We start from the raw sequence: 14,160 nt of genomic DNA on the forward strand, positions 1-14,160 counted from the left end.
GGGTATCGGCCAGCAGGCCTACCTGCCACCCTCGTCGGAGCCATCCCAGTCGTCGTCATCGACGGCGTACTTGGCGGCCAGCTCCTCGTAATCGATCTCGTCCTCGGCCTCAGAGCCCGAGGACGCCGAGACGAGCTCGCGCTCGAGAGCGGCGTAATCGGTCTGCGGGCTGAAGTACTTGAGCTTACGGGCAACCTTGGTTGCCTTGGCCTTCTGACGGCCGCGCCCCATAGGCTCGACCCCCTCCAACGTGTCACGGCGCGCACAGGGCGCGCTCTTCCTGGTCAAATGTGTCGTGGGGCAACCGTACAACGTCGTCATGCGGGAACACCATTCGGAAGACGTTCAGGTGCCGTGGTGCCGCCCACCCCTGGGCACTCAGGCGGCCCCGGGAGGACCATGGGCCGGGTGAGTGCCGTCACCTGGGCGTGCGGAACAGGCCCCTCAGGCGGGAACCGGTTTCCTTGAGCCGACGCGATCCGGCCTCCTGGGCGCGCCCGAGCCCGCGCCTGGCGCGCTCCTCGGCCTCGCGCCCCTGCGCGACCAGCTCGGAGACCCGGGCCCCGGTCTGGTCGCGCAGGGCGGTCAGTCGGGTCCCCGCCTGATCGCGCAGGTCGTCACCGGCCTGGCGGGCCTGCTCGCGCGGGTCGATACGGGCCATCAGCTCATCGATGGACTCCGCCAGGCTCTGGCGCTGGGCCCGCAACTCCTCCTCGATCTGCTCAGGGCTCGGGGCGGGGGTCCCCTCCGAGCCCCCCGCTCCGCCGTGGCGCTCGCGCCTCACTGCCATGCCTGGGCAGGCCCGGCCTCGAACCGCCCCGCCCGGGGCGACCTCAGCGTGGCGATCGCCTTGACCAGCGCCACGCCACTGAGACCCGCCAGGCCGAGGGCGGCGGCGGTGACGATCGCCAGGGCGACCGGCTCGCCGTCACGGGCGTCGTCGAGCAGCAGGCTCAGGCGCCGCCCCAGCGGTGGCGCGCCACCGCCGGCGGACGGGGCGAGCCCATAGGCCTGCGCCTGGTCGCCCTCCGGGGATCCGGAAGTGCCGGGAGCGGTCCCATCGCCGCGGGAGATGCCCGCCTTGGCCAGGAGGCCCTGGGCCGTGTCCTGGGCCTGGCCGCCCAGGGCCTCGGCCTGGCTGCGGGCCTGGGCCGCCACCTCCTGGCCGCGGGTGCGCAGGGTGCTCATCGCCGAGTCGGCTGCCTGGCGGGCCGAGCGCGCGAGGCTGGCCGGGGCCAGGCGGGAGGCCAGCTCATCGACGTCGGAGACCAGGGCGCGGCGACGGGCGTCCTGGGCGGCCGCCAAGGTCTCGGGGGTGGGGCCCGACGCCTGCTTCCCGGCCTGCCTGCCTGTGCTCTGTGCTGCTGCGCTCACTGGGACTCCCCCCTCTCCAGACCGCTGCTGACCGCCCCCTTGAAGGCCTCGGCGCTCTGCTTGAGGCCGGCCTTGGGGTCGGGCACATCGGCCTTGGCGGCCAGGAGCCTCTCCCTGCCCAGGTAGGCCAGGACCGCGCCGATGACCAGCAAGACGAGGGCCACGATGAGGCTGGCCGCCCACGCCGGCAGGGCCAGGCTGAGCGCCTGGACGATCGAGGCGAGCACCAGTCCGAAGGCGTAGAGCGCCAGCACCGCGGCTGCGCCCAGCAGGCCCGCGCCCAGCCCCATGGTCTTGGCCATGCGCATCCCACGGGCCTTGGCCAGGCGGAGCTCGCCGCGCACCAGGGCGACGATATTGTCGCCGATGCGTATGACGAGCTCGCCCAAGGACGGCTGGGGGGTGGAGGGGCCTGCGTGCGCGGACTGTGCCGACGGTGGCGCAGGGGGCTGATTCTGGGGCATGGAGGAACAACCTTCGCGGCTATGGACGGTGTCGGTGGGTGGAGCCACCGGGGTAAGAATCTCATAGCCTGGGCCGCGGCGAAACAGCACCCGCCTTCAGCGCTGCTCCCCGGGGGCAGTCCGGTCCGGACCTGACCGCCGGGCGACGGCGGTTGGTGCAGTGGCCGGTGCGCCGTCGGAGCGCTGCCGGGGTCAGCGGTGCGCGTCGTCGTGCTGGGCGCGCAGGGCCGCGACCTCCGCGCGCAGGGCCCGCATCTCCGCCAGCAGCTCGGCCAGGCCCTCGCCGCCCTCGGGGACGGTGGGGCTCAGACGAGCCGGTATCGGATCGCCGTCCCCGGCCAGGGCCTCGGGGTTGGTCTTGCTGATCTCCTCCTGGGCCGAGTGCGCGGAGCCCGTCCCGACTGCCGGCGTGTCGGCGCTCGCGCCCCGGGTGCTCTCGGTCGGCGTGGTGCCCTCGGCCTGCTGCTGCGGCAGGTCGGCGGTGGCCTCCGGCGCGGCGGCGTCCTGCTGGGAGGTCGAGTCCATCTGCCCCATGGTGTCCACGATGACCGCGACGAAAAGGTTGAGCATGGTGAAGGCCGAGACCAGGATGAAGGGCACGAAGAAGGCCCAGGCCCACGGGGAGTGCTCCATGACCGGGCGCACGATCCCCATGGACCAGCTCTCCAGGGTCATGATCTGGAACAGTGTGTAGAGGGACCTGCCCAGGCTGCCGAACCAGTCGGGGAAGGCCTGGCCGAACATGGCGGTGGACATGACCGCGGCCACGTAGAAGATCATGAGCATGAGCACGGCGATGGCGCTGATCCCCGGCAGGGAGAGCATGAGCGCCTCCACCACGCGGCGCAGGCTCGGCAGGAACTTGATGACCCGCAGCAGTCGCAGGATGCGCAGCGTGCGCAGCACCGACAGGGGCCCGGCCCCGGGGACCAGGGCCACCGCCACCACCAGGAAGTCGAAGATGTTCCAGCCGCTGGAGAAGAAGCGGCGCGGTCCCATGGCGGCGATCTTGACGATGATCTCCCCCACGAAGACCGCCAGGGCGATGTGGTCGAGCAGGTGCAGGAGCCTGGCGGCCGGGGAGGCGCCGTGGACGGCGGTCTCCAGACCGATGGTGATGGAGTTGATGACGATGACCGCCATGATGACGTTCTGCACCGCGGGGGAGTGGATCCAGGCGTCCAGCTGCGCGCGCCGCAGGGCGACCCTCGTGCTCAACCGATGACCTCCGTGCTGGGCGGGATATGGGGCGGCAGATCTGCCGCCCAGGAGTGTAGGGCAGCGCCCCGCCCGCGCGGAATGGGGAGGACTCCCCTCCCCACGCCCTCCCAATTTTCGACAATTTGCATGAGATCGTACTTTTCCAGGCCCGGAAAAAGCCGATCTCATGCAAATTGTCGAAAGGAAGGGGTTACTCGCGGCTCCAGGCCTCCCACAGGCTCGCATACTCCCCGCCCAGGGCCACCAGCTCCTCATGGGTCCCCAGCTCGACGATGCGCCCATCCATGACCACCGCCACCCGGTCGGCATCCTGGGCGGTGTAGAGGCGGTGGGCCACCTCCACCACCGTGCGGCCGGCCAGGACCGTGGACAGGGTCTGCTCCAGGGTCCGGGCCGCACGCGGATCGAGCAGGGAGGTCGCCTCATCCAGGATGAGGGTGTGCGGATCGAGCAGCACCAGGCGGGCCAGCGCCACCTCCTGGGCCTGGGCGGGGCTCAGCCCCAGGTGCCCCGAGCCCACCATCGTGTCCATGCCCGAGGCCAGCTCATCGACCCAGGCATCGGCCCCGATGGCCTCCAGGGCCTGGCGGATCATCGCATCATCGGCATCGGGGCGACCCAGGCGCACGTTGTCGGCGATCGAGCCCACGAAGACATGATGCTCCTGAGTCACCAGGGCCACATGCCGCCGCAGCTCCTCCTCGCTCAGATCCGTCAGCCTCACCCCGCCCACGGTCACGCTGCCCGAGGTCGGCGGGTTGATGCCCGCCAGCATCCGCCCCAGGGTGGACTTGCCCGAGCCCGAGGGGCCCACCACCGCCAGCCTCTCGCCGGGCACCAGCTCCAGGTCGACGCCGTGAAGCACCTCCACGCCCTCGCGGTAGGCGAAGCGCACATCGCGCAGCACCATCCGAGTGCCCTGGGGCACCTGCCCGGTGGGGGAGCGGTCGGCCTCGACCTCCTCCACGCCCAGGATGCGCGAGAGGGAGGCCTGGGCCACCTGCACCTGGTCGATCCAGAACATCAGCTGGCCCACCGGCTTGCGCAGCTCCATGGCGTACAGGGCCACCGTCGTGATCGCCCCCAGCGTGGCGTAGCCGCGGGAGGCCAGGAACCCGCCCCACAGCAGGACCACCACCACCGGGGCGCGCCAGGCGACGTCGAGCACCAGGAACAGGAGCACCCGCAGCATCGCGGTGTAGCGCTCCAGGGACCACGCCTCCTTGATAGCGGCCCCGATCGCGGCCTCGCGCCGGGCGCCCATCCCCAGGGCGTCCACCGTCTCGGCGTGCTCCACCGTCTCGGAGACCGCCCCATTGAGGCGGGCGTAGGCCGCCGACTGCGCCCGGTAGGCGGGCACCGAGCGCGGCAGGTACCAGCTCATCATCCCCCACACGGGGGGCACGATGAGCAGCAGGGCCAAGGCCAGCAGCGGGTCGGACAGGACGGCGGCGACCACCGTGAAGGTGATCGTCACCACGCACACGAGGATCTGGGGGATCCCCACCCGCACGAGGAAGTCGATACGCGAGACGTCGTTGGTGGTCCGGCCCACCAGGTCGCCGGTGCCCGCGGTCTCCACCGCCGAGAGCGGCAGGTGCACCACACGGCTCATCATGCGCTCGCGCAGGTCGGCGAAGACCGCCTCGCCCAGGGATCGGGCATGCATCTGGGCGTAGCGGTTGATCACTGCGCCCACGATCGTGACCCCGATGATGATCAGGACCACCGTGTCGACATAGTCGATCGTGGCCCGTCCCTGGGAGGCCCTGGCCACCAGGCGCCCCAGCAGCTGTGGCGCCACCAGGGTGGCCAGGACGGCCATGATCTGCAGGATCAGGACCATCGCGAAGCGCCAGCGGTAGGAGGCCATGATCCGCAGGGTCTTGTGCAGGGCGACCCGGCCGGGTGCGAGCGGCAGCGCCATCAGGACTCGGCCTCCTCACCAGTGGCCCGCGCCACCACCGTGCGGTAGGCCACCGCCTCGGGCAGGCCCAGGTGGGCCTTGGCCAGCAGGTCCCGGTGGGTGGAGCGCACGCGCTGGGCGCCGTCGTCGTCGAGCAGGACCACCTCGTCGCAGGCCTCCAGCACCAGCGGGGAGGAGGAGACGACCACCGTGGTGCGCCCGGCGCGCGCCCGCGCCAAGCGCCTGGCCACCCGCGACTCGGTGTGGGAGTCCAGGGCGGAGGTCGGCTCGATGAGCACCAGGGCGGGGGCCTCGGTCATCAGGGCCCGGGCCAGCGCCACCCGCTGGCGCTGGCCTCCGGACAGCGAACGGCCCTTCTCCGTGATCATCCCCGCCAGCCCCTCATCCAGGGAGGTGAGCACATCACCGGCGTCGGCGACCTCCATCGCCTCCAGGAGCCGGTCGTCCCCCGAGGCGTGGCGCTGGTGGGTGCGGACCTGCTGGTCGACCTCGGCCACCCCGGCGCGCTCGGCCTCGGCGCGCATGAGTGCCCCCAGATCCGCGGGCACCGGGGCGCTGGCGCCGCGCACATCCAGGGCCTCGCGCAGGGTCCCGGTGAACAGCTGGGCCGTGGCCCCGCAGACCACGATGCTGGCGCGCACCTTCTCCAGGGGCATATTGGCCAGGGGCCGCCCGGCCAGGGCGACCGTGGGCCCGGCGTCCGAGAAGCGGCCCAGGCGCGTGGCCGCATCGGCCGCCACCTGCGGGTCCTGCGCCACCAGGGCCGTCATGCGCCCCTCGGCCAGGCGCAGGCCGGTGGAGGTGTCCACCAGGTCCCCGCGGGCGGGGAAGGCCCGGGCGGGGTCCAGGTCCAGGCGCTCGCGGACCGTGCCCGCGGCGGGGGTCACCCTCAGGAGCCTGGCCAGCCTCCGGGCCCCGACGACGGCCCGCGTGTAGTCCTGCACGGAGTTGGAGAAGACCCACAGGGGCCAGGACAGGTAGGCGGTGTATCCGTAGAAGGTCACCAGCGCCCCGGGGGTGATGCCCCCGCTCAGGGCGATCCGGGCGGCGACCCAGACCACCACGGCCACGAAGAGCCCGGGCAGGAGCACCTGGAGGCTCATGAGGATGGACTGGGTGCCGGCCACCTCCACCCCGCGGCGCCTGAGCTCCTGGGAGGCCTGCATGTAGCGGCGGGCGAAGACGTCCTCCCCGCCGATGCCCCGCAGGATGCGCAGCCCGGCCACGGTGTCGGTGGTGATGGTGGTGACCTCGGACTGGGCCTCGCGCTGGTGGGCCTGACGGCGCTGCAGGGGCTTGATGACCAGGGTGACGATCCAGGCCACCAGGGGCATGCCGATGATGACGATGGTCCCCAGCTGCACCGAGGTGCGCAGCATGAGCACCGCCACCGCGGCGAAGGACACCGCCGCCCCCAGGAACTGCGGGAGCCGCTCGACGAAGTTGCCCATGTACTGGGCATCGGAGGCGATGATGGAGGCGACCTCGCCGGTGGAGGCCTGGCGGTTCAGGTCCGCTCCGGTGATGGAGACCTGGCGCCCCACCAGCCGGCTGACATCGAAGGTGGTGCGCATCCAGGCCACGACGCCGAAGTAGGACAGCATGGTGTCCCCCACGGCGTAGAGGAGGAACAGCACCAGCAGGGTCAGGCAGATCTCCCAGATCCTGGTGTTGAGGCCGTTCTCGATACCGGCGTCCAGGGCGGCGCCCAGGAAGGCGGGGACCACCGCCTGGATGACGTTGGAGATGCAGGCGGCCGCGGTCGCGATGACCACCGGCACGGTGGCCCGGCGCAGCAGCCACACCAGCAGCGCCCCGCTGCCGGTCAGGGGAGGCTGCGGCAGGGGCGCCTGGGGTGCGGCCGTCAGGGCGCTGTGCAAGGACGGCAGGATCCTGGCGATCAGAGGCGGTCGGGATGGCGATGAGGAGGGCATGGTCTGCTCAGGCTAGTGCAGGTTCCGCTGCTTCTCCTGCCGCGCTGGGGCCGGCCCGGGCCGACCGGCGCGGTCGCTACTCGGTGGCGATGGCCTCCAGGACCGGCAGGCGCGAGGCGCGCAGGGCGGGCCACAGGGCGGCGATGATGCCGACGACGACGGAGACCAGGAGCATGGCGGCCAGTTGGGCCCAGGGGATGGTCAGGGTGGTCAGGCCCTGGTCCTGGAGGGTGGTGCGCAGGGCGGCGGCCAGGATGGTGCCGGTGGCTCCTCCCAGGACGGTCCCGTACAGGGCGGTCAGGACGGATTCGCTGATGATCTGGCCGGCGAGCTGGGCCCGGCCCATGCCCACGGCCCGCATGAGGCCGATCTCGCGGGTGCGCTCGGCCACGGAGAGCACCAGGGTGTTGACGATGCCCAGGATGGCGATGGCGATGGACAGCCCCAGCAGCCCGTAGAGGATCGCCAGGGTCCGATTGACCTGCTGGCCGGCGGCATCGGAGATGTCCTGGGCGTCGCGCACCGAGTACTGGTAGGTGGGGGCCAGGATGTCCTGGGCCTGCCGGCGCACATCCTCGATGTCGGTCCCCTCCGCCACGCGCAGGAACATGCTCGCCGGGGAGGTCAGGACCTGGTCCGCCTCGGTGGCGGCGCCCGGGGCCATCCACGTGCCGATGGTCGAGGCGAGCTGCGGGGAGACGTAGTAGGAGGCGCTGATCCCGACGGGGTCGACGACGGCGACGACGGTGGCCTCGACGCTCCCGTTGGGGCCGGTGAGGGTGACCGTGTCGCCCACCTGCTGGTCGGTGGACTTGAAGGCGGCCACATGGGTGGCGTCCATCTTCTCGAAGGAGCCCTCGACGATCTTGACGTCGTAGGCCTCGGTGTAGGAGGCGGGGTCGACCACCCCCAGGGATGCGTTCGGGGTCTGCCCCTGCTCCGTGGTGGCCGAGGCCTGGTAGAGGGCCAGGGGGAAGGTCTGCTCAACGCCGTCGATCTGCGCCAGCTCGGAGGCCATCTCGGCCGGGATCCTGCTGGAGAAGCCCGCCGAGGGGGAGGCCGCCTGAATGAGGAGGTCGGCTTTCATGGAGGTGTTGACCTCATCGGAGATGGAGGTGTTGACCGAGGCGGCCAGGGTGGCGCCGGCGCAGACCAGGGCCATGCCGATGAGCAGGGCTCCGGAGGTGTTGGCGGTGCGGCGGGGGTTGTGGGTGATGCTGCGGGCGGCCAGGCGCCCGGAGGGGCGAAGGGCCCGCAGGGGCAGCCCGATGAGCCCGACGACGGGGCGGGCCAGGATCGGGGAGACGACGAGCAGGCCGATGATGATGGCCCCGGCCCCCATTCCCAGGACGAGGCGGCGCTGGTCCAGGTCGGCGTTGATCCAGGCCGCTGCGGTCGCGGCGATCCCGGCGGCCAGCAGCAGGGAGCCGATGATGGTGCGCGCCACCAGGGACTTCTCTCGGGCTCCGCCGGTGGCGCGCATGGCCTCGACCGGGTGGGTCAGGGCGGCCTCGCGTGCCGGCAGCAGGGCCCCGACGATGGTCACCGCCACGCCCACGATCATGGAGATGGCCATGATCGGGCCGGTCAGGGGCACCCCCTGGGTCAGGGGCATGCCGGCGGCCTCCAGCAGGGCCACCAGGGCCTTGAGCAGGACGGCGCCGGCGGCGATGCCCAGGGCTGAGCCGACCAGGCCGATGACCAGGGCCTGGAGGAAGACCACGGCGAAGACCGAGGCCGGGGAGGCCCCCACGGCGCGCAGCAGGGCGAACTCGCGGACCCGCTGGCGCACACTCATGGCGAAGGAGTTCATGATGATGAAGGAGCCCACGAACATCGCCAGCACCACGAAGACCAGCAGGAAGGTCTGCACGAACCCCAGGATCTTCTCGATGGAGGCATTGGTGTCCTTGATCATCTCGGCGCGGGTCTGGACTCGTGCGGTGTCGGGCAGGGCCTGGGTGATCGACTCCTCCACACGGGAGGCATCGGCGCCAGGGGCCACATTGACCGAGATCGACCAGACCTGGCCGGTGGGTGCGATGACGGGCATGAGCCAGTCCCCGTCCATGGCGATGATGGTGGCCCCGGCCAGGGGGGTGCCGTAGCTGAGCTCCCCCACGACGGTGACCTGGCGGGGCTCGCCCTGGATGACCACATGCGTGGTGTCCCCGACCTTGAGCCCTGAGCGCTCCAGGGCCCCGGACTCCAGGGCGACCTCGGCATCGCCCTCGGGGCGGCGGCCCTGGACCCAGGTCATCCCCGATTCGCCGTCGAACAGGGTCACTACCAGGCTGGGGGCGCCCGAGGAGGTGACGGGGGCGTCGTCGGCCCCCACCAGGACAACGGGGGTACTGGCCACCGGATGTGCCGACTCCACCCCCTCGATCTGGCGGATCTCCTCGGTCAGGGAGGCGTCGATGGGCTCAGTGCCCGCCGAGGGGGACGGGCCGGTGGAGTCCGCGTCGTCGTCCTGCGCGATCGGCTGGCCGGTGACGTAGAGGTCGGAGGTGAAGGTCGAGGCCGTCAGGGCCGAGAAGGTCTCCGACATCACTGCGCGCAGTGCCAGGGTGCCCGAGAGGAAGGCGACCCCCAGCACCACGGCGAAGGTGGTGAGAATGAACTGCTTGACATGGGCGCGGATGGAGCGCCAGGCCACTCTGCCCACGACTCACACCTCCTGGTCCATGCCGGCGGTGATGCCCTGGGCGTCCCGGGGGCCCTGGCTCCCGGGTGCCGAGGGGCCTGCGGCCCGGGAGTGGGCCTCCCCGCCCAGCTCGCGCAGCGCGTCGAGGACCCGCTCACCGCTGGGGTCGGCCAGCTCGGCCACCACCTGCCCATCACGCAGGAAGATCACCGTGTCGGCCCAGGCCGCGGCCTCGGGCTCGTGGGTGACCATGACGACCGACTGCCCCAGGCGGTCCACGCTCGAGCGCAGGATCCCCAGCACCTGCTCGGTGGAGCGGGAGTCCAGGTTCCCCGTGGGCTCATCGGCGAAGACCACCGACGGCGATCCCACCAGGGCCCGGGCGCATGCCACGCGCTGGACCTGGCCGCCGGAGAGCTCGGCCGGGCGGTGCGAGAGCCGATCAGCCAGCCCCACCGCCTCGACCACCTGATCGAACCGCTCCCGGTCCACCTTCACGCGGGCGATATCCAGGGGCAGCGTGATGTTCTCCGCCGCCGTCAGGGTCGGCACGAGGTTGAAGGACTGGAAGATGAAGCCGATCCGCTCCCGGCGCAGTCGGGTCAGCCGGCGCTGGCTCATTCCTGAGACCTCCAGTCCATCGAGCACGATCTGCCCGCTGGTGACCGAGTCCAGGCCCGCCAGGCAGTGCATCAGCGTGGACTTCCCCGATCCGGAGGGCCCCATCACCGCGGTCAACCGGCCGCGGGCGATATCCACATCGACCGCATCGAGAGCCACCACGGCTCCCGACCCGCGTCCATAGACCTTCGTGAGTCCTCGGGCCCGTACCACGGGATCCTCAACAGGTCGGTGGGAGGCGAGTAGGTGGGATGCGGATGCAGGATTCATGAGGAACCTCCTTGGGGTGATGGGCCGGGTGGATCGTCAGGCCCGGTGTCGCGTGCTGCTCACCGTGGGGGGATCGCTGTGGGCAGGGGGTGCCGGGCGGTTGGTCGCGGTCGTGGTTGACGGGGGTGGATGCCGGGTGGGCTCGGGTAGCCGTGGGTGAGGTATCGTCGGTCGGGTGGGAACGGTCGATGGTGCTGGTCGCAGTGGAATTCTCTCATGGTAGTGGGGCGGGTCACTCCTCCTGGCGGAGGGAACCGGGGTGTCCTTGCGAAGGAGAGCGGGGGTGGCTGTGCGGTGGATGGGTGGGGAAGAGTGGCTGGTGAAGTCCTCATCGATGTCACAGGTTGGTGACTAGGATGGGTGCAGGCCCGGTGGTTGCAGGTCACGGGTCTGCGCTTCCATTGTGATTTCAACGTCTGAGGAAGGTCTTCGCTATGGATCCCCTGCACCTGATCATCGAGGCATCGCGGGCGGATCAGGCCCTCGCCGCGCACACGACCGACCAGGACCTGCACACCGCCATCGCGCGCCACCGGCCCGATCTGTGGGCCGCGCTCGCGATGAATCCGGGCATCCACCCCGATCTGCTCGCCTGGTTGGAGTCCCAGGGGGTGGGGTCGTCGCCGGGGTCGGCCCGCGGGGATGCGGATGAGGGCGCCGAGGATGGCGAGGATGACGCCGCGCAGGACGACGCCGAGGACGCCGAAGACGGCGGGGACGACGCCGAGGAGGCCGGGGACGCTGAAGACGGCGGGGACGACGCCGAGGAGGCCGGGGACGCCGCGGAGAGCGGCGATCCCGAGGCTGTGGGCGACGTCGAGGAGACCGAGGACGCTGAAGACGGCGAGGATGACGTCGCGCAGGATGACGCCGAGGAGGCCGGGGACGCCGCGGGGAGCGGCGGTCCCGAGGCTGTGGGCGCGGCTGAGTCGGATGACGCCGACCCGGGTGATGAGCCCGATGATGGTGGGCTCGACGTCGACAATGACGGCGAGGATGGGGCCGCGCAGGACGATACCGAGGACGCCGAATACGGCGGGGACGACGCCGTGCGGGCGGACTCCCCGGAGACGATCGGTTTTCCTGCGCCTCCGCCGTCGGCCGAGGACATCGCCGCGTGGGCCGAGACCCCCAGTGCTGCGCCCGAGGCCTACGAGGCCTCCGATCTGGCCGTCTCGGGAAGCGTCTACGCTCCCTCCTACCAGGCCCCGGTACCGTACCAGGCCCAGCCTCAGACGCAGCAGCCTCGGCGCTCCACCACCACCCGGCTCCTGGTGGGCATCATCGTGCTGCTCCTGGTCATCATCATCGGTGGCGGCGGGGTGCTCCTGGGGACCCACCTGTCGGGCAAGGGCTCTGAGAGCGAGGCCGGAGGCCAGGAAGCCTCCGGTGCCGACGCCGGCGAGGCGGCAGGCGCCGACGCCGCGGGCGGCATCCCCTCGGCCACGAGCACGGGCCCCCTGACCTCGTGCGAGACCGCCCCCGCAGTCCAGGTGATGTCCGTCACGGATGAGCAGGGAGGCCTGACCGCCCGGGTCAAGGTCACCAGCCCCTGCGCACAGGGCGATTTCCTGGACGGCTCAGCGGTTCGGATCAACCTGTACGGGCCCTCGAGCGCTGGCGGCGGGGGCCTGGCCGACGCCGTTGTCGCCTCCGGGGAGTTCGACTTCTCCCGCACGCCCCTCATCATCCCCGCCGAGGGGGCCGCGCTCGACCTGGCCTATGGATCGGGCCACTACTTCCGCACGGCGGCTGATCTCGCCCCGTCCGGCAGTGGCGGGCAGGGCGTGGAGACCATGACGGGCAAGGTGCTCATCAGCCGGCCCTCCCCCACCACCCTGGGATCCCAGGGCCTGGTCAGTCCCGGCCTGGTGAGCGCCGCGGAGACCAGCACCGACACCTCCGGTGAGGACGCCGCCGCCTCGGCGGCCCTGAACTGGTACATCGAGCAGGGCCGCTCCGGCGTCCGCAGCTCCCTGGTGGGCAAATGGACTCCTCAACTCTCCTCGAAGCGGCCCGGTCTGGTCGCCGAGGGGCAGACCTGGGATGCGCGCTCCGCGCTGGCGGAGTTCCTGGCGCTGCGCCAGCGGTACGGCACCGCGGTGCTCGTCGACAGCGACGAGTGGCCGGTCTTCGAGCCCGGCGAGGGCTGGTGGGTGACGCTGGCCGGCATCCCCTACTCCAGCGCGGATGAGGCCAATGCCTGGTGCGACGCCCAGGGCTACTCCAACGACCACTGCCTGGCCAAGAAGATGGACACCACCGGGCCGCCCGATGGCACCATCAAGTCCCGCTGAGCACCTCCCGCTGAGGCGAGCCGCGGCGGGCCCGTCTACTGGGAGTTCTTGAGCGCCAGGATGCGGCGCGCCGACTCATCGACGCGCGCCGCCAGGGAGGGGTCGGCCTGCGCCGCCGCCACCAGGGCCTGCGCCATGGGTGCAGCCGTACTCGCGTCGGCCGAGGCCAGCACCAGGTCGCAGCCCGCCCGCACGGCGCGCACCGCCCGCTCGCCCGGCTCCCACTGCTGGAGCTGGACGGCGGTGGAGGCGTCGTCGGTCATGATCACCCCGGTGAAGCCCATGTCGCCCCGCAGCATGTCGGTGACGATCGTCGGTGAGAAGACCGCGGGCGCCGAGGCGTCGATAAGCGTGTAGGTGGCCGAGGACATCATGATCACCTGGGCGCCACCACTGATGGCGCTGGCGAAGACCGAGACGGCGGCGTCCCCCGAGCGGGAGGTGGTCGTGTCGGTCACGCCCGCCGTGGTGTCGGTGTTCTCCACCACCCGCCCCAGGCCGGGGAAGTGCTTGTAGACGGCGAGGACCCCGGCCTCGCCCATCCCCTGGGCGAAGGCCATGGCCTGGGCGCTGACAGAGGCGGCGTCCCGGCCGTAATGGCGCCCCCACCGACCGATGGGCTCATTGGAGGCCGGATCCACGACGTCGACCAGGTCGGCCGCCGGCGCCAGGTTCATCGTCACCCCGCAGGCCGCCAGCTCCTGCCCCCAGGTGCGGGCCGAGGCCAGCAGCTGGTCAGTGGGCAGTACCGCCTGCTGCTCGGCGGAGGGGATGGGTGAGAAGCCCGGGCCTGAGAGCACCTGGACCTGGCCGCCCTCCTGGTCGGTGGCCACCAGCAGCGGCGGCCTGTCGCCGGTGGTCGAGGCCGGGCCGGTCAGTGAGCCGACGAGGGCGCTGATGGCCTGGCTGCCGGCCTGGGTGCGCCCGGCGATGAAGAGGCCGCCGACGTGGTGGTCGGTGATGGCCGCTGAGGCCAGTGGGGAGGGTGCGTCCGCCTCCACGCCCACCATGATGAGCTGGCCGACCTTCTCCTCCAGGCTCCAGCCCTCTAAAGGATCGGGGGAGGAGGAGTCCGTCGCCGACGGCGCAGCGGAGCCGGGGGCCTCGGAGGGGGAGGCTCCGGCCTGGGAGGGCGGGGCGGTGGCAGGGGCCGGCCGGGAGGAGGCCTGCGGTGAGCCCGATGAGGCCTCCTGGGCGCCGCAGCCGGCCAGGGCCGCAGCGCCCAGGAGTGCGGTCATGATGACGGGCCGGCGTCCTGCGTGCAGATGGCCGTAGGCCCCGGGTGTCGCGGGGTTCCGGGTGGTCCCGGGGCCCGTCGGCCCCGTAGGGCCCGCGGAGTTGGGGACGGCGGCCGCCTCCGGCATGCTGGGGTCGCGCTCCTCACTCATGGTCACGACCATAGGGC

The 14,160-nt window shown here is 71.7% G+C and carries 11 protein-coding genes; 1 reads left to right on the plus strand and 10 read right to left on the minus strand.

Annotation, left to right across the window (positions count from 1 at the left end; genetic code table 11):
• Positions 1–18: 18 nt before the first annotated feature.
• The 9 genes from MANAM107_RS07360 to MANAM107_RS07400 all read right to left on the minus strand — a co-directional run bounded on the left by MANAM107_RS07360 (position 19) and on the right by MANAM107_RS07400 (position 10,458).
• Entirely contained in the window at positions 19–231 is a 213-nt protein-coding gene (locus MANAM107_RS07360) for a DUF3073 domain-containing protein (RefSeq protein WP_179900099.1), read from the minus strand.
• Between the two features lie 187 nt (positions 232–418).
• Positions 419–790: a DUF3618 domain-containing protein gene (locus MANAM107_RS07365; protein WP_223906858.1), complete on the minus strand. Its 372-nt coding sequence runs from the start codon at positions 788–790 to the stop codon at positions 419–421.
• Entirely contained in the window at positions 781–1,374 is a 594-nt protein-coding gene (locus MANAM107_RS07370; RefSeq protein ID WP_223906861.1) for a hypothetical protein, read from the minus strand. The genes MANAM107_RS07365 and MANAM107_RS07370 overlap by 10 nt, the downstream gene beginning before the upstream one ends.
• Positions 1,371–1,838, minus strand: coding sequence for a phage holin family protein (locus tag MANAM107_RS07375; RefSeq protein ID WP_223906864.1), 468 nt, complete (start codon positions 1,836–1,838; stop codon positions 1,371–1,373). The genes MANAM107_RS07370 and MANAM107_RS07375 overlap by 4 nt, the downstream gene beginning before the upstream one ends.
• A gap of 192 nt (positions 1,839–2,030) precedes the next feature.
• On the minus strand, positions 2,031–3,056 hold the full coding sequence (locus MANAM107_RS07380; RefSeq protein WP_223906867.1) for an ion transporter: 1,026 nt from the start codon (positions 3,054–3,056) through the stop codon (positions 2,031–2,033).
• A 193-nt stretch (positions 3,057–3,249) separates the two neighbouring features.
• Positions 3,250–4,986 carry an ABC transporter ATP-binding protein gene (locus MANAM107_RS07385; protein WP_223906870.1) on the minus strand — a complete coding sequence of 579 codons (1,737 nt, stop codon included), beginning with the start codon at positions 4,984–4,986 and terminating at the stop codon, positions 3,250–3,252.
• Positions 4,986–6,920: an ABC transporter transmembrane domain-containing protein gene (locus MANAM107_RS07390; RefSeq protein WP_223906873.1), complete on the minus strand. Its 1,935-nt coding sequence runs from the start codon at positions 6,918–6,920 to the stop codon at positions 4,986–4,988. The genes MANAM107_RS07385 and MANAM107_RS07390 overlap by 1 nt, the downstream gene beginning before the upstream one ends.
• Positions 6,921–6,996: 76 nt before the next feature.
• Positions 6,997–9,588: an ABC transporter permease gene (locus MANAM107_RS07395; protein ID WP_223906875.1), complete on the minus strand. Its 2,592-nt coding sequence runs from the start codon at positions 9,586–9,588 to the stop codon at positions 6,997–6,999.
• A gap of 3 nt (positions 9,589–9,591) precedes the next feature.
• On the minus strand, positions 9,592–10,458 hold the full coding sequence (locus tag MANAM107_RS07400) for an ABC transporter ATP-binding protein (protein ID WP_223906878.1): 867 nt from the start codon (positions 10,456–10,458) through the stop codon (positions 9,592–9,594).
• 434 nt (positions 10,459–10,892) lie between these two features.
• Between MANAM107_RS07400 and MANAM107_RS07405 the strand changes: the two genes are divergently transcribed.
• The gene (locus tag MANAM107_RS07405) at positions 10,893–12,755 is read left to right on the plus strand and encodes a variant leucine-rich repeat-containing protein (RefSeq protein ID WP_223906881.1); all 1,863 of its coding nucleotides are present in this window, start codon (positions 10,893–10,895) and stop codon (positions 12,753–12,755) included.
• A gap of 35 nt (positions 12,756–12,790) precedes the next feature.
• Here MANAM107_RS07405 and MANAM107_RS07410 read toward each other — a convergent pair whose 3' ends face one another.
• Entirely contained in the window at positions 12,791–14,143 is a 1,353-nt protein-coding gene (locus MANAM107_RS07410; RefSeq protein ID WP_308443616.1) for a glycoside hydrolase family 3 N-terminal domain-containing protein, read from the minus strand.
• Positions 14,144–14,160 lie beyond the last annotated feature (17 nt).

It is taken from the genome of Actinomyces capricornis (assembly GCF_019974135.1).
GTDB classification, from domain to species: domain Bacteria; phylum Actinomycetota; class Actinomycetes; order Actinomycetales; family Actinomycetaceae; genus Actinomyces; species Actinomyces capricornis.